The organism is Kitasatospora sp. NPDC038210 (assembly GCF_055600605.1).
In genome coordinates this window covers 1-20254 of record NZ_JBVJYK010000005.1, presented here as the reverse complement: position 1 = coordinate 20254, position 20254 = coordinate 1, and the positions used below count along the sequence as shown (strand labels likewise).

Below are 20254 nucleotides of genomic sequence, written 5' to 3'. Positions count from 1 at the left end.
GGACGGGTTCCACAACAACGGTGCGGCAGAACTGTGGAAATTCGCTGCCCGTCCACCACGGGACCACGTCGTGATCACCGACGTGCCGAATCCCACCCGAATACCGTCCGACCGAACCGGCCACGGGGCGCCGTGCCCCCGGTGCGACGCCGAGCCGACTTCCGACCCGCGCTTCACCGCCTGGTGCCCGGGCTGTGACTGGAACCTCGTCCCCGGTGAGGACGCCGCCCCGGAACCCACCCGGCGCGAGCGGGCCGCCGCCGCCCGCTCCGACCGGCTGTTCGAGGACCAGCTCGGAGGCAGGCCGTCCCCCACCGCGCGGCGCGACTGGCTGCCGGCCTCCCTCGCGGCCGGGCTGATCCACCTCGTCACCCTCGCCCTGTGCTGCCTGGGGGTCTGGCTGGTCATCGCCGGCACCATCCTGCAGCGCTGCGCGGGTGCGGTCGTCCTGGTGATCGCCCTCGCCCTGCGGCCGCGGCTGGGCCGGGTGCCGCGCGGCGAGGACGTCCTCGACCGCGGGCGGGCACCCGCGCTCTACGGGCTGGCGGACCGGGTGGCCGCCGAGCTCGCCCCGCACCGCGCGCGGATCGCGGCCGGGCTGCTCGCGGGCTGAGCCCGTCCGGGGGCCGGGCCGTCGCCCGCGGCCCGGGCCCGGACCGGACGGCCCGCCGACGCCACCGGCGCTACCGTCGAGTAAGGTCCCAGCACGCCCGTCCCCTGATCCGACCCGAGGAGCACCGCATGTCCGACCTGCTGCAGAGCGCCCGCCCGGCGCCCGAGGTGCTGGCGGCGTTCGAGGCGGCCACCGGGTTCATGCCGGTGGACGAGGGACTCGCGCTGTACGCGGCGGCGGTGGCCGCGGCCCGCGACACCGCCCTGCCCGTGCTGGAGATCGGCACCTACTGCGGACGCTCGGCGATCCTGCTGGCGGCCGCGGCCCGCGAGACCGGGACGCTCGCGCTGACCGTGGACCACCACCGCGGCTCGGAGGAGCAGCAGCCCGGCTGGGAGTACCACGACGCGACCCTGGTCGACCCGGAGGTCGGCCTGATGGATACCCTGCCCCGGTTCCGCCGCACCCTGCACGCCGCCGGGCTGGAGGAGCACGTGGTGGCGCTGGTCGGCCGCTCGCCGCGGATCGCCGCGCTCTGGGGGCGCCCGCTGGGCCTGGTGTTCATCGACGGCGGGCACACCGACGAGCACGCGACCGGCGACTACGAGGGCTGGGTGCCGCACCTGGCCCCGGAGGGCCTGCTGGTGGTGCACGACGTCTTCCCGGACCCCGCGGACGGCGGCCAGGCCCCGTACCGGGTGTACCTGCGGGCGCTCGCCGAGGGCTTCGAGGAGGTCTCGGTGACCGGTTCGCTGCGCGTCCTGCGCCGCTCCGCCCGCTGACCCCGCGGGCCCTTCCCCGCTGACCCCGCAGGTCCTTCCCCGCTGACCCCGCGGGCCCTTCCCCGCGGCCCCGCCGGGGCCCCGCCGCCGCAGATCCCCCGAGCCGCCCCACGGCCCCGCGCCGATGCTCTAACGTCGTGCCGGGGCTGTCGGGCGGGGGTTCGAACGGTACGGTGGCCGCGCAGCACCAGGCAGAGCATCGGCGGACGGTGGGGGCCAGCAGCGACATGACGGACCAGCAGAACACCGCTCCGGCGGTCTGGGACCCGACCGCGCGCGGCGGTGCCGGCGGCTGGGTGCGCGGCCCGCAGCTCCCGGCCGGTGCCGAACCCGCTCCCGGAGCCCCGCAGGCCCCCGTCGACCCTCGCCTCGACCGGGTCGTCCCGCCCGCCGGGCCCGGCTCGGACGAGGACCACGGCCCGCCGCTGGGTGCCCGCCCGTACCTGGCGACCGCGCCCGGCTTCGACCCGCCGACCGCCCCGATCCCCCGCGCCGCCGCCCCGCAGCCGCCCGCCGCTCCCCCGGCTGCCTCGCCCTTCCCCGCCCACGCGACGGCGCAGCACCAGCCGCCGCCGGGCTACGGCTACCCCGGGCCCCCGGCCGCCCCGCCGCAGCCCCCGTACGGCGCCCAGCCCGGCCACCCGGCCGGCCCTCCGCCCGACTATCCGACCGCCTACTCGTACGAGGACGAGCAGGGGGAGCGCCCGACCAACCGCAAGGCCCCGCTGCTGATCGGCTTCGCGCTGCTCCTGGTGCTGGCGATCGGCGGCGGCCTGCTGTTCGCCGCCAGGGGCGACGACAAGACCGGCCAGGCGGCGCCGGCCCCGGCCTCCGCCCCCGCGACCGGTGGCGGCACTCCGCAGCCCGTCCCCGCGCCCGCCGGCACGGACGCCGCGCCGAGCGGCGGCGCGAGCGCCCCGGCCCCGCCCACCGCCGCGCCGTCCCCGACCGCGACCGGCGCCGGGCCCAACGCCCAGTCCCAGGCGCAGGCGCTGGACGGCGTGCTCAGTGAGGGCGAGAACGCGAAGGCCCCGATCGGCAGCGCCGTCGCCAAGGTGAGCAGCTGCCCGTCGAAGGCCGACATCGCGAGCGCCGCCCAGACCTTCGACAACGGCGCCGCGCAGCGCACCGCGCTGCTGGCCAAGCTCGCCAACCTGAGCCTCACGGACGTGCCGGGCGGGGCGGACGCACTGAACTCGCTGAAGTCGGCGTGGCAGCTGTCCGCCGAGATAGACAAGGCGTACGCGGCCTGGGCGCGCACCGTCGCCGCCCAGGGCTGCTCCGGGCGGGCCCCGACCACCCAGGACAAGAAGCACGCGGACGAGCTCAACCCGCAGGCCACGCAGGCGAAGGCGGACTTCATGAACAAGTGGAACCCGATCGCGAAGAGCTACGGCCTGACCCCGCTCACCCAGGACAGGATCTGACCCACCCGTGACCGGCACAGCCCCCCGACCGCCCCGCCGTTCCACCCTGCTGCGCGTCACCACGGTGGTGGCCGCGGCCGTTCCGCTCTGCACGGCGGGGTGGTTCGGCTGGCAGGCCCTCGACCACTCCGGCCCGGCGGGCGCCACGTCCGCCGCCTCCGCTCCCGCCGCCGCGCCGGACACGGCGCAGGCCGCAGGCGCGCCGTCGGACGCCGCCGACGCCACGGCGCCGCTCACCCCGCCCGTCGCACCGGCGCCGACCTCCGCTGCCCCGGCGGCCGAGGCGCCCACCGCGGCCCCGAGCCAGGTGCCGACCCCGGCCGCACCGGCGCAGAGCGCCGCCGCTGCGGCCGGCAGCCTCGCCGGGAGGACGGTCCTCCTCGACCCCGGTCACAACCCCGGCAACGGCGCGCACTCCGCCGAGATCAACCGTCAGGTGGACATCGGCAACGCCCGCAAGGAGTGCGACACCACCGGGACCGAGACCAACGCCGGTTACACCGAGGCCGAGTACACCCTGGACGTCTCCCGCCGGGCCCGCGCCCTCCTGGCCGCCCGGGGCGCCACGGTGGTGCTGGTGCAGGACGGCGACCGCCCCTGGGGCCCGTGCATCGACGAGCGCGCCCGGGCCGGCACCGACGCGCATGCCGACGTCGCGGTCTCGGTGCACGGGGACGGCGGCCCGGCGAGCGGCAGCGGGTTCCACGTGATCATGCCCGCGAAGGTGGTGGCCGGGAAGGCGGACAACTCCGCGATCGTCGAACCCTCGCACCGGCTCGGCCTGCTGCTGCGCGACCACTTCCACACCGCGACCGGCGAGCCGTACGCGGACTACATCGCGAACCAGGGCCTGGACACCCGGTCCGACCTGGGCGGGCTCAACCTGTCCGGTGTCCCCAAGGTGTTCATCGAGTGCGGTAACATGCGCAACTCGACGGACGCGAAGCGGATGACGGACCCTCAGTGGCGCCAGCAGGCGGCCCAGGGGATCGCCGACGCGCTCACCGCGTTCCTGACGACTCAATAGAAGATCCGAAGGCCCAGTGGCGGGAGTTGAGCCGCGCAGCGCGGTGGACGGGGTTCCGTCCGGCCCGCGCGGTTTGCAACGACTTCGCCCCATTCCCGGTCCCGCCGTGCGCCGACAGGACGGTTGGGCCTAGGCTTCTGGTCCGTTCGGGAGTTTCGGCCGGTCAGCCCGACCGCACGAAGCACCGTCCACGACACGTCAACGAGGGGAACGTTAGTGAATCTGCGCGCTCTCACCAGGGGAGACGCCGCCGTCGCGGGCGCGGCCGTCCTGCTCTTCATCGCCTCCTTCCTGCCCTACTGGACCCTGGACTGCAGCGGCCGGTACTGCCCGCCCGACGCCTCGCAGAACGCGTGGAGCACCCAGCTGTTCCCCATCCTGCCCTCGATCTACCTGCTGGGCATCGCCGCCGCGGCGCTGATCCTGGCGCAGCGGTTCCAGGGTCAGAACGCGGCCAACCGTCAGGTGCTCGGTCTGCGCCTGGACCAGTGGGGCATCGCCTTCTCCGTCGCCGCACTGTGGACCTCGATCTGGGCGCTGGGCGGCGGTGTGTCGGGCAACGGCGTCAGCCACGGCTTCGGCGCCTGGCTCGGCTTCATCTCGCTGATCGTGCTCGCCGGTGCGGCCGCGGCCGGCCCGCTGGTGCCCGCGCTGAAGGCCCCGCTGACCTCCGACCGCCCGGCCGTCCCCTACCAGGGCGGCTACCCGGTCCCCGGTCAGCCCGGCCACCCGGGTGCGCCCGGTCAGCCCGGCCAGCAGTACGGCTACCCGGCCCAGGGCCACGACCCGGCGTTCGGCACCCAGGGCGGCTACGGCTTCCCGGCCGCCGGCCAGCCGCAGCCCGGCCAGCCGCAGGACGCCGGCGTCCCGGCCCCGCAGCCGTCCCCGGTCGCGCAGCAGGCCGCCCCGGCTGCTGCGGACTTCCAGCCGTACTGGTTCGCCGTCCCGGCCCCGCGCCAGCTGGCCCCGAAGGACAACCCGGCCGGCGCCCCGATCGGCGAGGTCGTGCCCGGCACCTGGTACCTGGCCGTCGAGCAGCGCGGCACCGCGCTGGTCGCGCAGCTGGCGGACGGCACCCAGGGCGTGCTGACCGACACCACGGGCATCCAGCGCGGCTGACGTCCCGGACACACGGCGAAGGGGCGGGACCGGTTCTCCGGTCCCGCCCCTTCCTCGTACCCGCGCTTCGCCGTACCCGTACCCGGGCCGCACCCGTTCCGGACGGGCGGGCGCTCAGCAGCAGTCCTGGACCACCAGCCCGGCGGGCAGCTGGTCCCCGCCGAAGACCGCGACCGTGGCCGGGTCCCCGCCGAGCGCGGCCACCGCGAGCAGCAGCGCCCCGGCCGTCCAGGTGGTGCGCTCCTCGGGCCAGATCGCGTCGTCCTCGAACACGTACCCGGTCCAGTACGAGCCGTCCTCGTGCCGCAGGTGCTTCTGGATCCAGCGCAGGATGTCCACCGCGCGGTCGGACTGCCCGATCGCCCAGAGCGCCAGGGCCAGCTCGGCGCTCTCGCCGCCGGTCACCCACGGGCGGTCGCTGACGCAGCGCACGCCGAGGCCGGGGACGACGAAGCGCTCCCAGTCCCGCTCGATCCGGGCCACCGCTGCGTCGCCGCGCAGGCCGGTGCCGAGCACCGGGTAGTACCAGTCCATCGAGTAGCGGTCCTTGTCCAGGAACCGCTCGGGGTGGTGGGCGATGGCGTGCCGCAGCCGGCCGGCCGCGAGCTCCCAGTCGGGCTGCGGCTCCTCCAGGTAGTCGGCGACGGCCAGGCCGCAGCGCAGCGCGTGCAGGATGCTGGACGAGCCGGTGAGCAGCGCCTCCTCGGTGGCGGCGCCGTCCTCGGCGACCCGCCAGGCGATCGGGCCGCCGGGCAGCCGCAGCGAGACGATGAAGTCCAGGGCGCGCCGGACGACGGGCCAGATCCACTCCAGGAAGGCGTCGTCGCCGGTGCTGAGGTGGTGGTGCCAGACCCCGACCGCCACGTAGGCGCAGAAGTTGCTCTCCTTGGCCCGGTCGGTGACGACGCCGTCGGTGTAGGCGGCGTACCAGGAGCCGTCCGGGTTCTGGTTGGCCGCGAGCCAGCGGTAGGCGGCCTCGGCGGCGGCGTGCTCGCCGGCCGTGTCGAGGGCCATCGCGGCCTCGGTGTGGTCCCAGGGGTCCAGGTGGTGGCCGGCGAACCAGGGTATGGCGCCGTCGGGGCGCTGCTCGGCGAGGATGCTGCGCACGGTGTCGGCGGCCTGCTCGGCGTCGAGCACGCCGTCGAGGAGCAGCACCTCGGGGACGGCGGCGGTCACGCCGCGCCGCCCGGGGCGCGGTTCGGCTTGGAGGCGTACGCGACGAAGCTCTTGCCGATGACCGGGTTGAGCGCCCGCTCGGCGGCCTTGGTGAGGGTGCTGATCACCGGGGTGCCGACGATGTCCCAGACCAGCAGCTGGTGGTAGGCCTTGACCGGCAGCGCCTTGTCGTTGTTCACGCCGACCGCGCACTTGATCCACCAGTACGGCGAGTGCAGCGCGTGCGCGTGGTGGGTGCCGTACGGTTCCAGGCCGGCGTCCTTGAGCTTGCCGAGCAGCTCGTCGCCCCGGTAGATCCGGATGTGGCCGCCTTCGACCTCGTGGTACTCGTCGGACAGCGCCCAGCAGATCTTCTCGGGCAGCCAGCGCGGCACGGTGACGGCGAGCAGGCCGCCCGGCTTGAGGACGCGGAACATCTCGTTGAGCACGCCCTTGTCGTCGGGGATGTGCTCCATCACCTCGGAGATGATGATCTTGTCGAAGTACTCGTCCTCGAACGGCAGGGCCAGCGCGTTGCCCTCCATCGCGACCGCCGACGCGCCCTCGGGGGCCTCGCCGGCCTGCTCCATCGCCGCGAACCACTTCTTGACCTCGGCGATCTCCTCGGTGTTCTGGTCGAGGGCGATCACGTTGGCGCCGCGGCGGTAGCACTCGAACGCGTGCCGGCCCCCGCCGCAGCCCAGGTCGAGCACCCGGTCGCCGGGGGCGAGCGGGAAGCGCGAGAAATCGACGGTCAGCACTGCAGGACTCCCATTCCTATTGCTACCAAGCGTCCTTGACGCTTCGTCACGCTTCGTCGGGCGGCGCGCGCCCCGGGGCGGCGCTCCGCGTCGGCACACCCGGCCGGGCTGCCGACCCGACCCTGGCGGCTAGGCCACGTACCGCCAGCCCGGCCCTGAACGGGCCCGGGCTCCGACGCCGGTGGCGATCGCCGCGCGGTAGGCCTCGGCGGTCAGCTCGGCGGCCCGCTCCCAGGTGAACCGGGCCAGCACCCGCTCCCGGCCCGCCGCGCCGAGCGCGGCGCGCAGCTGCGGGTCGTCCAGCAGCCGGCCGAGCGCCGCGGCCAGCGCGTCCGCCTCGCCCGGCGGCACGGCCAGGCAGGTCTCCCCGTCCGGTCCGGCGACCTCGGGGATCGCCCCGCCGGTGGTGGCGACCAGCGGGGTGCCGGTGGCCATCGCCTCGGCGGCCGGCAGCGAGAAGCCCTCGTACAGCGACGGGACGCAGGCCACCTCGGCCGAGCGGTACAGGTCGACCAGCTCCTGGTCGGTCAGGCCGCTGCGGAACTCGATGTGCCCGGCCAGCCCGAAGCGGCGCACCGCCTCGGCCACCGGCCCGTCCTCCTTCTGCGGCTTGCCGACCACCACCAGGTGGGCGTCCCGCTCGGTGCGGACCTTGGCCAGCGCCTCGACCAGGAAGACCAGGCCCTTCAACGGGACGTCGGCGCTGGAGGTGGTGACGATCCGTCCGGGCACCCGCTCGACCGCGTCCGAGGGCGACCAGAGCCGGGTGTCGGCGCCGATCGGCACCACCGAGATCGCGCCGGGCGCGGCGCCCAGGTGCTCGGCGATCTCGCGCTGCGAGGTGCCGGAGACGGTGATCACGTGGTCCAGCCGGGCCGCGACCCGGCGCTGCATCCGGGTGAAGGCGTACCAGCGGCGCAGCGAGAGGCGCTTGAGCCGGGTGGTGGCCGCGTCCAGCTCCAACTGCCGGTCCACGGTGATCGGGTGGTGGATCGTGGTGACCAGCGGGAAGCCGTGCCGGGCCAGGCCCAGCAGGCCGTAGCCGAGGGTCTGGTTGTCGTGCACCACGTCGTAGCGGCCCTTGTGGGCGGCCAGGTGGCGGCGGGCGCGCAGCGAGAAGGTGAGCGGCTCGGGGAAGCCGCCGGTGCGCATGGTGGCGAACTCCAAAGCGTCCACCGGGCCGCGGAACTCGCCGCGGGACGGGGTGCGGAAGGGGTCGTCGGCCCGGTAGAGGTCCAGGCTGGGCAGCTCGACCAGGCGCACCGAACCGGGGCCCTCGACCTCGTCCAGCACCGGGTAGGGCTGGGCGCCGATCACGTCCACGTGGTGGCCGAGCCTGGCCAGCTCACGGGAGAGGTGCCGTACGTACACGCCCTGACCGCCGCAGAAGGGGTCCCCGCGGTACGACAGCAGGGCAATCCGCAGCGGCTGCGCGGTCATCCTGGGCCCTCATCTCTAGCTGCTATCTGTGCTGCCGGTCGCTAAAGTAGATCAGGTTTCAGTGGATGTGGAACTCGTCATCGACCACGTGAACAATGAGAGACCTCGAAGATACCGGCCCGTAGCTTTTCCTCAGGTGTCAGGGCTGGTGATTCCCGCCACGCCGACCCTGCCGACCAAGTGGGCACACCGCCACTCTCGCCTGCCCGGGAGCACCTTTGCCGCCGTCGACCGAGCCCCTGACCCCGACCCCCGTCACGCCCCGGCCCGGCGAGCCGCCGCTGACCACGCGGCAGGCCGAGCGCCGGCGGCGGATCCTGCGGGCCGCCACCGCGCTGGCCGCCCGGGGCGGGTACGAGGCGGTGCAGATGCGGGAGGTCGCGGAGAGCGCCCAGGTCGCGCTCGGCACGCTGTACCGGTACTTCCCGTCCAAGGTGCACCTGCTGGTCGCGGTGATGCTGGAACAGCTGCAGGGCCTGCACGAACACATCCGGCGCCACCCGCCGACCGACGCGGAACCGGCCCTGCGGGTCGCCGACACCCTCACCCGGGCCTTCCACGCGCTGCAGCGCGAGCCGCTGCTGGCCGAGGCGATGGTCCGGGCGCTGTCCTTCGCGGACCGCTCGGTCGGCGCCGAGGTGGACCAGGTCAGCGTGGCCACCGGGCAGCTCATCCTGGACGCGATCGGCCAGTCCGGCCCGCCCAGCGAGAGCCAGCGCGCGGCGGTGCGGGTGATCGAGCACACCTGGCACTCGGCGCTCGTCGCCTGGCTCTCCGGGCGCGCCTCGATCGCCGAGGTCCGGGCCGACCTGCACACGGCGGCGCGGCTGCTCACCCTGCCGTGACCGCGGCGGAGCACCGCCGGCCGTCGCCCCGGCGGCACCGGGGAGCCCTCCCACTGGAACCTGTTCCTGCTGCGGCGCGGTGGTCCGCCCGCTCCGGCGGTTAGAGTCGACGGGCACCACAACTCCATCCCGCTCCTCCCCCGGGGGAAGCCGGTGGGAATCCGGCACTGACCCCGCAACCGTGAGCCCGGCCCTCCTGGTCGCCGGACGAGTCGGAGCACCCGGGGCGGGGCGAGCGGCCAGTCCGGACGCACGCGCCGGCACCGTCGAGGACTACGGAACGGCCCGCCCGGGCCACCACCGCTCACCGAAAGGCACCACCGCACCATGCTGACCGCCGCCCGCCTGGGCGCCGCCGCCCTGTCCGCCGCTCTGCTCGCCGGCGTCGCCGCCGGACCGGCCCTGGCCGACACCCCCTCGCCGACCCCTGCCGCCGCCCCCGACGGCCTGTACGGGAAGAGCGACCCGACGTACGACGGCGTGTGGCGGCAGTCACTGGCGCTCACCGCGCTCTCCGCGGCCAAGGTCACCCCCGCCGACTCGGCGGTCGGCTGGCTCACCGGCCAGCAGTGCGAGGACGGCGGCTGGCCCTCCTACCGGGCGGCCGGCACGGCCTGCGACCCCAAGACCGAGGACAGCAACGCCACCGCCCTCGCCGTCCAGGCCCTGGTCGCCCTCGGCGGGCACCAGCCGGCCGTCGACAAGGGCGTCGCCTGGCTCAAGGCCAACCAGAACGCCGACGGCAGCTGGGCCTACAACCCGGGCAGCCCGGGCGACGCCAACTCCACCGGGCTCGCCGTCAACGCGCTGTTCGCCGCCCGGACCGACCCGGCGAGCGTCGCCAAGGCCGGGCCCGGCGGCGCCGGGAAGAACGCCTTCGACGGCCTCGCCCGCTTCCAGCTCGGCTGCTCCGCCCCCGCCGACCAGCGCGGGGCCTTCGCCTACCAGCCGGACCCCGCCACCGGCGCCCTCGCCCCCAATGCCCTGGCCAGCGGCCAGGCCGCGCTCGCCGCCGCGGGCGGACACCTGCCGGTCGCCAACTCGGTCCGCGCCGACGCCGAGCCGAAGCCCCTCGCCTGCTCCGACGGCTCCGCACCCGCCACCGTCCCGCACGCCGAAGCGGGCGAGGCCGTCGGCGCCTACCTCGCCGCCCAGCTCACGAGCGGCGGCAACCACCTCACCCTCACCACCCCGGGCGCCGCCCCGAGCCCCGACTACACCGCCACCGCCTGGGCCACCCTCTCCCTCATCCAGAGCGGCCACCCCGACCAGGCCACCGACGCCGCCGACTGGCTCGACGCGCAGGAGGCCACCTGGACCAAGAACGGCACCGACGCCGCCGCCACCGCCACCCTCCTCCTGGTCGCCCAGGCCGACCACCGCCCCACCGCCGACCTCACCGGCAAGCTGACCGCGCTCGGCCCCGCCCCCAAGGCCACCGCCCCCGCCACGGAGGAGGCCACCCCGGCGAAGAAGAAGAACGACGGCATCGGCCAGTACTGGCTCATCGGCATCGGCCTCCTCGTCGGCATCGGCGGCGGCCTCCTGCTCAGCCTCCAGCGCAAGCGCAACCCGAACCTCTGATGCCCCCGACCCGCCACCCCCGGCCCGCCCGGCTCGGAGCGGCCGCCACCGGCGGCGCCACCCCGCGTCGCACGCGGGCGCGCGGGCGCCTCGCCGTGCTGCTCCTGCCGCTGCTCGGAACGCTCCTGGTGCTCGCCGGCGCGGCGCCCGCCGAGGCGGCCGGGTACCGGTACTGGTCGTTCTGGCGCGGCGCCGACGGCGGGTGGGCCTACCAGCAGCAGGGCCCGGCGATCGCGGTGCCGCCCGACGGGGCCGTGGACGGGTGGCGGTTCGCGGTGAGTCCGGACGGCGGGCAGGACGCCGCCAGGCCGCGGACGGCCGGGAGCTTCGCGGACATCTGTGCGCAGACCCCCGCGCAGGACGGCCGCAAGCGGGTGGCCGTCGTCCTGGACTTCGGGACCGCCGACGACGCCGGACCGGCCGCCGGGGCGGTGCCCGAACCGCGGACGGCGTGCGCCGTCGTCGCCCCGCGCGCCACCTCGGCCGAGGTGCTGGCCGCCGTCGCGCCACCACTGCGGTACGACACCAACGGGCTGCTGTGCGCCATCGCCGGGTACCCGACGGCGGGCTGCGCCGACCAGCTCGGCGCCGCGGGCGCGGCCGCACCGGCCGCCGGCGGCACCTCCCCCGCCCACGGCGGCGGCCCGGACATCGGGCTGATCGCCGGTGGCGCACTGGTCGCCGTCCTCGCCGGCGGCGCCGTCCTGCAGGCCCGCCGCCGCCGCAACCCGTGAACCCCGCCCAGGCCGCACCCGATCCAGGGAACGTCTCCGTGAGCAGCACCGCCCGCAGTACCCGGCCGCCCACCGGCCCCCGCCAACTGCACCCCGGCGCCTGGTGGTCGTGGGCACTCGGGCTGGGCGCGGCGGCCACCCGCACCACCAACCCGGCGATCCTGCTGCTGCTCTGCGCCGTCGCCGGGTACGTGGTGGCGGCCCGGCGCGGCGACGCGCCCTGGTCGCGGTCGTACGGGGCGTTCCTGCGGCTGGGCCTGCTGGTGCTCGGCATCCGGCTGGTGTTCGCCGTCTTCCTGGGCTCGCCGATCCCCGGCACCCATGTGCTGTTCACGCTGCCCGAAGTGCCGCTGCCCGTCTGGGCGCAGGGCGTGCGGATCGGCGGCCGGGTGACCACCGAGGGCCTGCTCGCCGCGCTGTACGACGGGCTGCGCCTGGCCACCCTGCTGGTCTGCGTGGGCGCCGCCAACTCCCTGGCCAGCCCGGCCCGGCTGCTGCGCACCCTGCCCGGCGCGCTGTACGAGGCGGGCGTGGCGGTGGTGGTGGCGATGACCTTCGCGCCGAACCTGGTCGCGGACGTCCGCCGGCTGCGCGCCGCACGACGGCTGCGCGGCCGTACGGACAAGGGCGTCGCCGCCGTGCTGAGCGTCGGACTGCCGGTGCTGGAGGGTGCGTTGGAGCGGTCCGTCGCCCTGGCCGCCGCGATGGACACCCGGGGCTTCGGCCGTACCGCCGACGTCCCGCACCGGCTCGCCCGGGCGACGGCGGCGCTCACCCTGACCGGGCTGCTCGGCGTCTGCCTGGCCGCGTACGGACTGCTGACCGCCGGCGGCGCCGGCTGGGCACTGCCCGTGCTGGTGCTCGGCACGGGCGCCGCCTTCGCCGGACTGCTGCTCGGCAGCAGACGGTCCGTCAGGACCCGCTACCGGCCCGACCCCTGGGTGCTGCCCGAGTGGCTGACCGCCGGCTCCGGCGCCGCCGTCGCGGCCCTCACCGCCTACCTGGCCACCCGGGACCCGGCAGCCTTCGCCCCCACCGTCGTCCCGCCGACCGTCCCCGCGCTACCGCTGGCCGCCGTCCTGACCGTGCTGCTCGGCCTGGTACCGGCGTTCGCCGCCCCGACCCCGCCCCGGAGGGCATCGTGATCACCTTCGAGCAGGTCTCCGTCCGGTACGAGGAGTCCGCCGCCCCCGTCCTGGAAGGCGTCGACCTGACCGTCCCCGAGGGCGAACTCTGCCTGCTGGTGGGCCCGTCGGGCTCCGGCAAGTCGACCCTGCTGGGGACGGTCAGCGGCCTGGTCCCGCACTTCACCGGCGGCGTGCTGCACGGCCGGGTCACCGTCGGCGGCCGGGACACCCGCGAGCACCGGCCGCGCGAACTCGCCGACCTGGTCGGCACGGTGGGGCAGGACCCGGCGGCGCACTTCGTCGCCGACACCGTGGAGGACGAACTCGCCTACGGCATGGAGTCGCTGGGCCTGCCCGCCGACGTGATGCGCCGCCGGGTCGAGGAGACCCTCGACCTGCTCGGCCTCGCCGACCTGCGCGACCGCGCGCTCGCCTCCCTCTCCGGCGGCCAGCAGCAGCGCGTCGCGATCGGCTCGGTGCTCACCGTGCACCCCCGGGTGCTGGTCCTGGACGAGCCGACCTCGGCGCTCGACCCCGGCGCGGCCGAGGAGGTGCTGGCCGTCCTGCAGCGGCTGGTGCACGACCTCGGCACCACCGTGCTGATGGCCGAGCACCGGCTGGAGCGGGTCGTCCAGTACGCCGACCAGGTGCTGCTGCTGACCCCGGGCGCGCCCCCGGTGCTGGGCGAACCGGCCGAGGTGATGGCGCACTCGCCGGTGCACCCGCCCGTCGTCGGCCTCGGCCGGCTCGCGGGCTGGCGGCCGCTGCCGCTGTCGGTGCGCGACGCGCGGCGCAAGGCGGCGGCGCTGCGCTCCGAGCTGGACGGCCGCGCACCCGCCGGCGAACCGGGCCCCGCCGCTGAGCCCGTCGCCGTCGGCCTGCCCGCCCCCGCCGGTGAGCCCGTCGCCGGACCCGTCGCCGTCGCCGACCGCCTCGCCGTCCGGCGCGGCCCCGTCCAGGCGCTGCGCGGGGTCGACCTGGCCCTGCGGCCCGGCGAGATCACCGCCCTGATGGGCCGCAACGGCGCCGGCAAGTCCACCCTGCTGGGCAGCCTGGTCGGCCTGCACGCCCCCGCCTCCGGCAAGGTCGAGGTCGGCGGCCGCGCCCCGCACCGCGCCCGCCCCGCCGAGCTGATCCGCAAGGTCGGCCTCGTCCCGCAGGACCCGCGCGACCTGCTGTACGGCGAGTCGGTCGCCGCCGAGGGCGCGGCGGCGGACACCGACGCCGGCGCCGCCGCGGGCACCTGCCGCGCCCTGGTGGAGCGCCTCCTGCCCGGCATCGCCGACACCGCCCACCCGCGCGACCTCTCCGAAGGCCAGCGGCTCACCCTCGCACTCGCCGTCGTGCTCACCGCCCGGCCCCCGCTGCTGCTGCTCGACGAGCCGACCCGCGGCCTGGACTACGCCGCCAAGGCCCGGCTGGTGGAGATCCTGCGCGACCTCGCCGCCGAGGGGCACGCCGTGCTGCTGGCCACGCACGACGTCGAGCTGGCCGCCGAACTCGCGCACCGCACGGTGATCCTGGCCGAGGGCGAGATCGTCGCGGACGGGCCGACGGCGGAGGTCGTGGTCTCCTCCCCCGCCTTCGCCCCGCAGGTCGCCAAGGTGCTCGCGCCGGGGCCGTGGCTCACCGTGCGGCAGGTCGCGGAGGCGCTCGGCGCATGAACCGTCCCGTCCCCCTCGGCCGCCGGTCGGTCGCGGTCCTCGCCCTGACCTCGCTGGTCGGCGTCGCCGCCTTCGGCTGGCCGCTGCTCGCCTCCACCAAGTCCGCGCTGGTCGGCCACTCCACCGACGCGCCCTGGCTGTTCGCCCTCCTCCTCCCGCTCCTGCTCGCCGTCGTCGTCGCGCAGATCTCCGAAGGCCGGTCGGCGGGCGGCGGCGCCCCCGGGCTGGACGCCAAGTCCGTGGCACTGCTGGGCGTCCTGGCCGCGACGGGCGCGGCGCTGCGCCCGCTCGGCGCGGGCACGGCGGGCCTGGAACCGATGTTCTTCCTGATGGTGCTGTCCGGGCGGGTGCTCGGGCCCGGATTCGGCTTCGTCCTCGGCTCGTTGTCGATGTTCGCCTCCGCCCTGCTCACCGGCGGGGTCGGCCCCTGGCTGCCGTTCCAGATGCTGGCGATGGGCTGGGTCTGCCTCGGTGCGGGGCTGCTGCCGGGGGCCTCCCGGATGCGCGGGCGGCGCGAACTCCTGCTGCTCGCGGGGTACGGCGCGGTGTCGGCCGTGGCGTACGGCACCGTCATGAACCTGCAGGGCTGGCCGTACATCGGCGGGCTGGCGGGCTCCATCTCCTTCGTCCCGGGCGACCCGGTGGGTGCCAACCTGGTCCGCTTCGCGGCCTACTGCCTGACCACGTCGCTGGGTTGGGACCTCCCGCGGGCCGCGCTGACCGTCGTCCTGTGCCTCACCCTCGGCACGCCCGTGCTGCGCGCCCTGCGCCGCGCCACCCGCCGGGCCGCCTTCGACGCGCCCGTCACCTTCCGGCCGCCGGAAGGGTGAACCGCCTTTCCCCGCGCGCGCCGTACACCTCCGCCGCACCGGTTCGTCCACGATCATCGCCACCGTGATCCGAACCCTCACCCGCATGGCGACCGTGGCCGCACTCTCCCTCACCCTCGCCACGGCCCTCGCCTCCCCCGCCGCCGCCGTCACCTTCATCGGCCGCGACGTCCCCACCACCGCCAGCATCGCGCCCGGCCGCACGGGCGCCGTCCCGTGGACGTACCAGAACACCGGCGGCGCCGGCCTGCTCCCGCCCTCCGGCATGACCGCCGTCTTCACCGCCCCGGGCAACACCACCTTCCCCGCACAGTCCACCGTCCCGACCGAGTACAGCAGCGACGGCACGTCCTGGGGCCCCAACAACGTCGGCCTGCGGGGATGCACCCTCGGCAACGGCAACCGGACCCTCACCTGCGAGGGCTACGGCCGCAACGGCGGCAACAGCGGCTGGCCGGCCAACGGCTACTTCCGCTTCTCCCCGCAGGTCACCGTCGACCCGTACGCCCCGGCCGGCACCACCCTCCCGCGCGGCAACGGCTCGTTCCGCTACACCAACCCGGGGAGCAGCACCGAGTACACCATCACCGACGGCACCCTCAACGTCGCCACCCCGCCCCGGACGTCGACCGCCAAGTGCCTGGACGTCGGCGGCACCCGCTTCAACGCCGACAACGTCCGGGTCTGGGACTGCCTGGAGAACACCAACCAGCGCTTCGTCCTGGACGACGGGAGGGTGAAGGTCGCCGACACCGTCGGCACGGCGCAGGAGATGTGCCTCGACGCCGACTACACCGGCACCAACGGCGATGTCGTCCGCATCTGGGCCTGCGAGAACTCCCAGGCCGCGCGCGCCAACCAGACCTGGCTGCTGCGCCGCGGCGCGCTCGTCCTGCAGCGGACCGCCGGCAGCGGCGAGGAGATGTGCGTGGACGTCGGGTCGTACCGCACCAACGGCGACAACGTGTTCCTCTACGACTGCGGCGCCACCAACCCCAACCAGCGGTTCGTGGTGGACCGCGGCTTCATCGAGGTCCGCGACACGCTCTGAGGCCGTCCGTTTGTAGGGTGAACGTCCGTACGCCGCGGAAGAACGGAGTTCCCCCTGTGTCCGACGAGGACGAGCACGAGGACGAGTCGCCCTGGATCGTCGCGGCCTGCCCGGTCACGCCCGAACTGGCCGCCCGGATCGCCGGGATGGCCGAGCTCGACTGGGAGGACCCGGAGATCACCGAGAAGGCCATGGCGGCCGCCGGCTGGCGCTCCACCGGCGACTACCTCGGCGACCTCAACGAGAAGGCGTACACGCCCGCCGGGCACCTGGTGTACGGGGACGACCGCCTCGCCGTGCCGTTCGCGTACGAGTACTGGATCCACCCCGACGGGGCGTGGACGGAGGACTTCTGGGCGGAGCAGCCCGGCTGGCGGAGCGTCGTCGACCCGCCGGCCGGGGCCTTCGACGCCCGACTGGACGTCGTGGCAGGCCACTTCACGGAACTGCTCGGTCCGCCCGACCACGACGTGACGCACGAGAAGCACCGCTGGCGGTACCGGATCTGGCGCCGGGGAGGCAACCTCCTGGTCGTCGCGCCGGGGCTCGACGGCTTCTCGTACTCGCAGTTCGAGCACGCCTACGTCCAGATCCGCCCGCTACCCGCAGACGCGCCGCTGCCACCCACCGACGAGCTGCCCGACTTCCTCACCTGGTGAGCACCGGCCGCACCGCTGCCCGGCGAACCCGACCGGCCGCCCGCACATCCCGTCCCGCCCGGGGCACTCGTGCCGGCGCGGCCAGTCGGCTGCCACGCGTGGCAGCCGGAACGGTCGGCACCGCCGCGATCCGTGCCGCCCAACTCAGCGAGTGCTTGCGGATGACGTGGCCGTTGTCGAGGATCGTGTACCCGGGGGCATGCCGAGGGATGCGATGAATCTGCATTCGGGAGGCCTTTGCTCCAGGTGCCATTCCCCGGGGTGTTCCAGCACCGCCGGGGCTCTCTCATTGCGCAATGTTCACCCTAGTAGCGCGTCCGTCGGCGCGCCCCGGGCCTGCAAGCCCGGGGCGCGCTCCCGGAGTACCTCGTCAGCCGACCACGCGGTCCGGCCGGTCCAACCACACCCGACCCGCTCGCGCCCGGCCATTCCCTCCCGGGGCGGGGGCAACTGCGCGAAGGCCGTCATCGACCGGTCACAGGACGTTGCGAGGGTCAGAGCAGGCCCTTGGCCTCGTCGCCGGCGGGGTAAGGGTCCATGACCGCGACGTCGAGGGGCCCGGCGAGCGCGTCGGTGATGGCTGCGGCGATGGCGACCAGGGTGTCGCCCGCGCTGTGGGCGTCCAGGGCGGCCTGGTCGGCCCACTTCTCGACCACGGTGACGCGGTCGGGGCCGGCGTGGACGGCGTAGAGCTCGCAGCCGTCCTCGGCGTGGACGGCGGGGGCGTGCTTCTCGAACGCGGCGAGGACTTCGTCGCGCCGGCCGGGCTTGGTCCTGATCGTGGCAATGACAACGGGCATGTGAATCTCCAATGGTGTCGAATGATCATGTTATTGGTAGTGATCCACGGGGAGTCCGCTCGGACCGCGGGCAGCACCCGATCGCCAGTCAGGGAGGCGCAGTTGAGCGAGATCGTCCTCATGTCCGACCCGAAGGTGGCCGCCGTCGCGGTCCAGGAGTGCGGCGAACGACTCCTGGACGTGCGGGGCGCCGGCGGCCTGCTCGTCGACGAGCGCAAGCAGGACGGCACCGGCGCGTTCACGCACCTGCGGGCCGCCGTCCTCGACCGGCTGCTCGACGCCCAGTCGCGGTTGCCGGACGGACTGCGGCTGCTGTTCGTGGAGGGCTACCGGCCGCCGGAGCTCCAGAGCCGCTACTTCGACGAGTACGCCAACGAGTTGCGGGCCGCGAACCCCGGCTGGCCGGACGACCGGGTCAGGTCGGCGACCAGCCGCTACGTGTCACCGCCGGAGATAGCACCGCACAGCGCGGGCGCCGCCGTCGACCTCACCCTCGTCGACCCCGACGGCCACGAACTCGACCTCGGCACCAGGGTCAACGCCAGCCCGGAGGAGAGCGCCGGGGCCTGCTACACCGACGCCGACGGCCTCGACCCGCAGGCCCGGGCCAACCGACGCCTGCTCAGCGCGGTCCTGACCGGCGCCGGGCTGGTCAACTACCCCACCGAGTGGTGGCACTGGTCGTACGGGGACCGCTACTGGGCGCTGGCCACGGGTGCGCCGTCCGCCCTGTACGGGTCCCGAAGCCTGTAGGACCCGTAGGACCCGCAGGACCCGCAGGGCCCAGGCCCTCCGGTCCTCCGGTCCTCCGCCTCGAAGCGTAGGACCAGCGGGCCCTGCGCCCGAGGCCCGACCGACCGTCACCGGCCTACCGTGCTCGGCATGGAGATTCCCGAGCACCACAAGCAGGCCGTCATCCCGCACGTCGTCGTCGACGGTGCCGCCGCCGCCATCGACTTCTACGGTGCCGCGTTCGGCGCCTCCGAGCTGTTCCGGCTCGACGGCGAGGGCGGCCGGATCGTGCACGCCGAGATCCAGGTGCACGGCGCGACGCTCATGCTCGGGGACGCCGAGGCGCCGTTCGCGCCGCCCGGCACCGCTGTGCCGTCCGTCATCCTGCACGTGTACGTCCCCGACGTGGACGCGCTGACGGAGCAGGCGGTGGCCGCGGGCGCCGACCTCCTCTCGCCGCCGGCCGACATGCCGTACGGCGCCCGGCAGTCGATGCTCCGCGACCCGTTCGGGCACGTGTGGATCCTCCTCACGCCGTCGGCCTGAGCCGGCGGGGCGAGGGGTCAGCCACCCGTCCCCGTGCGGGCGCCGTACTTGCCGCCGCGAGAGGCGAGTTCCTTGACCACGACCCCGGTGCGGCCGCTGACGTGCGCCCGCCGGAGGGTGTCGTCGCGACGGGTGAACTGGCCGACGGCGTTGTCGCGGCCGAGGGTGACGGCCCGGGCGACGTAGCGCGGGGTGTACGGCACGGGGGCGCGTCCGGCGATCAGGCGCGCCACGTTGTCGACGGCGTGGGCGGCCTGCGGGCCGGCGAGGGCGCAGGAGAAGCGGGCGCCGGGGACGGCGGCGCAGTCGCCGACGGCGAAGATCCGTTCGTCGTCGACACTGCGCAGCGACGCCTCCACGACCGCGCGCCCGTCCCCGTCGACGGTGAGACCACTGCGGGTCGCGAGGTCGGGGACGCCGGACACGACCGCCCACAGGGTGAGGTCGGAGAGCAGCGACAGGCCCGACCGCAGGTGCACGACACCGTCGCCGGCCTCCGTCGCGCTGTCGTCCACGATCTCGATCCGCAGCCGCTCCAGCCCGGCCCGGACCTTCTCGTGCGCCCGGTCGGTGAAGGTGTCGCCGACCGCCGGCCCGACGATCCGCACCTTCAGGTCCGGCCTCGCCCAGGCCACCTCGGCGGCCGTCTCGATCCCCGTGGCACCACCGCCGACCACCGTCACCGTGCGCCCGGCCGCCAGCGCGGCGAGCGCGACACGGGCCCGCTCCGCGCCCTCCCAGGTGCCCACCGGGACGGTGCCCGGCAGCGGCCGCACCGTGCTGCCGACGGCGAGGAACGCCCAGTCGAAGTCGAGGCGCGTGCCGCCGTCGAGGACGACGCAGCCGTCGCCGATCCGGTCGACGGCGCCGACCTTCAGCACGGCCCCGTTGCGCAGCATCGACGCGATGGGCGTCGCGGCGACGGCCGTCCCGGCGACCTGCTGGTGCAGCCGTACGCGTTCCACGAAGTCGGGGCGGGGGTTGACCATCGTGACCTCGGCGGCCTTCACCTTCCTGGCGACCCGGTTGGCCGCGAGCATCCCCGCGTACCCGCCGCCCACCACGACGACCTTCATCTCGGGAATCGTCCTCATCTCGGCCTCCTGCCGTGTGCTCGTCGGCATGGAGATGCCGACGAGCCGGGAGCCGTGACACCGGCCCGGCGTGGCGCAGGTCACACGGCGTGCCGTGTCACGGATCGGCGGGGTCCGGCGTCCTGTGGGAGGCGCAGCCGAACCAGAGGCATCAGCGGCACCGAGTCACCAGAGGGAGATTCCCAATAATGTTGTCAAGCCGGGGCGGTGACGCCCTGTGACTGGCTCAGTGCGCGGGGGCAGCGTTCTCGGGCGCGACGGCCT

20 protein-coding genes and 1 riboswitch are annotated in these 20254 nt (G+C 75.2%); of the genes, 15 read left to right on the top strand and 5 right to left on the bottom strand.

The window, feature by feature from the left end:
* The first annotated feature begins 70 nt into the window (after window positions 1-70).
* The 5 genes from ACZ7KX_RS11775 (at window position 71) to ACZ7KX_RS11755 (ending at window position 4968) form a co-directional block, all read left to right on the top strand.
* The gene (locus tag ACZ7KX_RS11775; protein WP_470326326.1) at window positions 71-613 is read left to right on the top strand and encodes a hypothetical protein; all 543 of its coding nucleotides are present in this window, start codon (window positions 71-73) and stop codon (window positions 611-613) included.
* A gap of 128 nt (window positions 614-741) precedes the next feature.
* Complete coding sequence (locus ACZ7KX_RS11770) at window positions 742-1395, top strand: class I SAM-dependent methyltransferase (protein WP_470326325.1); 654 nt, start codon at window positions 742-744, stop codon at window positions 1393-1395.
* 227 nt (window positions 1396-1622) lie between these two features.
* Complete coding sequence (locus tag ACZ7KX_RS11765; protein WP_470326324.1) at window positions 1623-2822, top strand: hypothetical protein; 1200 nt, start codon at window positions 1623-1625, stop codon at window positions 2820-2822.
* A gap of 7 nt (window positions 2823-2829) precedes the next feature.
* Window positions 2830-3849 (top strand): N-acetylmuramoyl-L-alanine amidase, encoded by a 1020-nt coding sequence (locus tag ACZ7KX_RS11760; protein WP_470326323.1) that lies wholly within the window; start codon window positions 2830-2832, stop codon window positions 3847-3849.
* Between the two features lie 216 nt (window positions 3850-4065).
* Complete coding sequence (locus ACZ7KX_RS11755; RefSeq protein WP_396550898.1) at window positions 4066-4968, top strand: hypothetical protein; 903 nt, start codon at window positions 4066-4068, stop codon at window positions 4966-4968.
* Window positions 4969-5082: 114 nt separating this feature from the next.
* Here ACZ7KX_RS11755 and ACZ7KX_RS11750 read toward each other — a convergent pair whose 3' ends face one another.
* The 3 genes from ACZ7KX_RS11750 to ACZ7KX_RS11740 form a co-directional block, all read right to left on the bottom strand.
* Window positions 5083-6144, bottom strand: a complete 1062-nt coding sequence (locus ACZ7KX_RS11750; protein ID WP_350523260.1) for a prenyltransferase — start codon at window positions 6142-6144, stop codon at window positions 5083-5085.
* Complete coding sequence (locus ACZ7KX_RS11745) at window positions 6141-6884, bottom strand: class I SAM-dependent methyltransferase (RefSeq protein ID WP_396550900.1); 744 nt, start codon at window positions 6882-6884, stop codon at window positions 6141-6143. Before ACZ7KX_RS11745 ends, ACZ7KX_RS11750 begins: the two co-directional genes overlap by 4 nt.
* Window positions 6885-7013: 129 nt before the next feature.
* Window positions 7014-8324 carry a glycosyltransferase family 4 protein gene (locus ACZ7KX_RS11740; protein ID WP_470326322.1) on the bottom strand — a complete coding sequence of 437 codons (1311 nt, stop codon included), beginning with the start codon at window positions 8322-8324 and terminating at the stop codon, window positions 7014-7016.
* Window positions 8325-8542: 218 nt separating this feature from the next.
* Between ACZ7KX_RS11740 and ACZ7KX_RS11735 the strand changes: the two genes are divergently transcribed.
* From ACZ7KX_RS11735 to ACZ7KX_RS11700, 8 genes are all read left to right on the top strand, one after another.
* Window positions 8543-9169: a TetR family transcriptional regulator gene (locus tag ACZ7KX_RS11735; RefSeq protein ID WP_396550903.1), complete on the top strand. Its 627-nt coding sequence runs from the start codon at window positions 8543-8545 to the stop codon at window positions 9167-9169.
* 143 nt (window positions 9170-9312) lie between these two features.
* A riboswitch (cobalamin riboswitch) is annotated at window positions 9313-9392 on the top strand.
* A 104-nt stretch (window positions 9393-9496) separates the two neighbouring features.
* Window positions 9497-10753 carry a prenyltransferase/squalene oxidase repeat-containing protein gene (locus ACZ7KX_RS11730; RefSeq protein WP_470326321.1) on the top strand — a complete coding sequence of 419 codons (1257 nt, stop codon included), beginning with the start codon at window positions 9497-9499 and terminating at the stop codon, window positions 10751-10753.
* Window positions 10753-11487, top strand: a complete 735-nt coding sequence (locus ACZ7KX_RS11725) for an SCO2322 family protein (protein ID WP_470326320.1) — start codon at window positions 10753-10755, stop codon at window positions 11485-11487. Before ACZ7KX_RS11730 ends, ACZ7KX_RS11725 begins: the two co-directional genes overlap by 1 nt.
* 38 nt (window positions 11488-11525) lie before the next feature.
* Window positions 11526-12632 carry a CbiQ family ECF transporter T component gene (locus ACZ7KX_RS11720; RefSeq protein WP_470326319.1) on the top strand — a complete coding sequence of 369 codons (1107 nt, stop codon included), beginning with the start codon at window positions 11526-11528 and terminating at the stop codon, window positions 12630-12632.
* Window positions 12629-14278: an ABC transporter ATP-binding protein gene (locus ACZ7KX_RS11715; RefSeq protein WP_470326318.1), complete on the top strand. Its 1650-nt coding sequence runs from the start codon at window positions 12629-12631 to the stop codon at window positions 14276-14278. The genes ACZ7KX_RS11720 and ACZ7KX_RS11715 overlap by 4 nt, the downstream gene beginning before the upstream one ends.
* The gene (locus tag ACZ7KX_RS11710; protein WP_470326317.1) at window positions 14275-15108 is read left to right on the top strand and encodes an ECF transporter S component; all 834 of its coding nucleotides are present in this window, start codon (window positions 14275-14277) and stop codon (window positions 15106-15108) included. The genes ACZ7KX_RS11715 and ACZ7KX_RS11710 overlap by 4 nt, the downstream gene beginning before the upstream one ends.
* 64 nt (window positions 15109-15172) lie before the next feature.
* Window positions 15173-16159 (top strand): RICIN domain-containing protein, encoded by a 987-nt coding sequence (locus tag ACZ7KX_RS11705; RefSeq protein ID WP_470326316.1) that lies wholly within the window; start codon window positions 15173-15175, stop codon window positions 16157-16159.
* 56 nt (window positions 16160-16215) lie between these two features.
* On the top strand, window positions 16216-16818 hold the full coding sequence (locus tag ACZ7KX_RS11700) for a hypothetical protein (protein ID WP_470326315.1): 603 nt from the start codon (window positions 16216-16218) through the stop codon (window positions 16816-16818).
* Between the two features lie 494 nt (window positions 16819-17312).
* On the opposite strand, the gene ACZ7KX_RS11695 is transcribed toward ACZ7KX_RS11700, so the two are convergent.
* Window positions 17313-17618 carry a putative quinol monooxygenase gene (locus ACZ7KX_RS11695; RefSeq protein WP_470326314.1) on the bottom strand — a complete coding sequence of 102 codons (306 nt, stop codon included), beginning with the start codon at window positions 17616-17618 and terminating at the stop codon, window positions 17313-17315.
* 102 nt (window positions 17619-17720) lie between these two features.
* Between ACZ7KX_RS11695 and ACZ7KX_RS11690 the strand changes: the two genes are divergently transcribed.
* A complete protein-coding gene (locus ACZ7KX_RS11690; protein WP_470326313.1) occupies window positions 17721-18371 on the top strand; it encodes a M15 family metallopeptidase in 651 nt (216 codons plus the stop codon).
* 129 nt (window positions 18372-18500) lie between these two features.
* Window positions 18501-18896 carry a VOC family protein gene (locus ACZ7KX_RS11685; RefSeq protein ID WP_470326312.1) on the top strand — a complete coding sequence of 132 codons (396 nt, stop codon included), beginning with the start codon at window positions 18501-18503 and terminating at the stop codon, window positions 18894-18896.
* 17 nt (window positions 18897-18913) lie between these two features.
* Here ACZ7KX_RS11685 and ACZ7KX_RS11680 read toward each other — a convergent pair whose 3' ends face one another.
* The gene (locus ACZ7KX_RS11680; RefSeq protein WP_470326311.1) at window positions 18914-19990 is read right to left on the bottom strand and encodes an NAD(P)/FAD-dependent oxidoreductase; all 1077 of its coding nucleotides are present in this window, start codon (window positions 19988-19990) and stop codon (window positions 18914-18916) included.
* Between the last annotated feature and the right edge of the window lie 264 nt (window positions 19991-20254).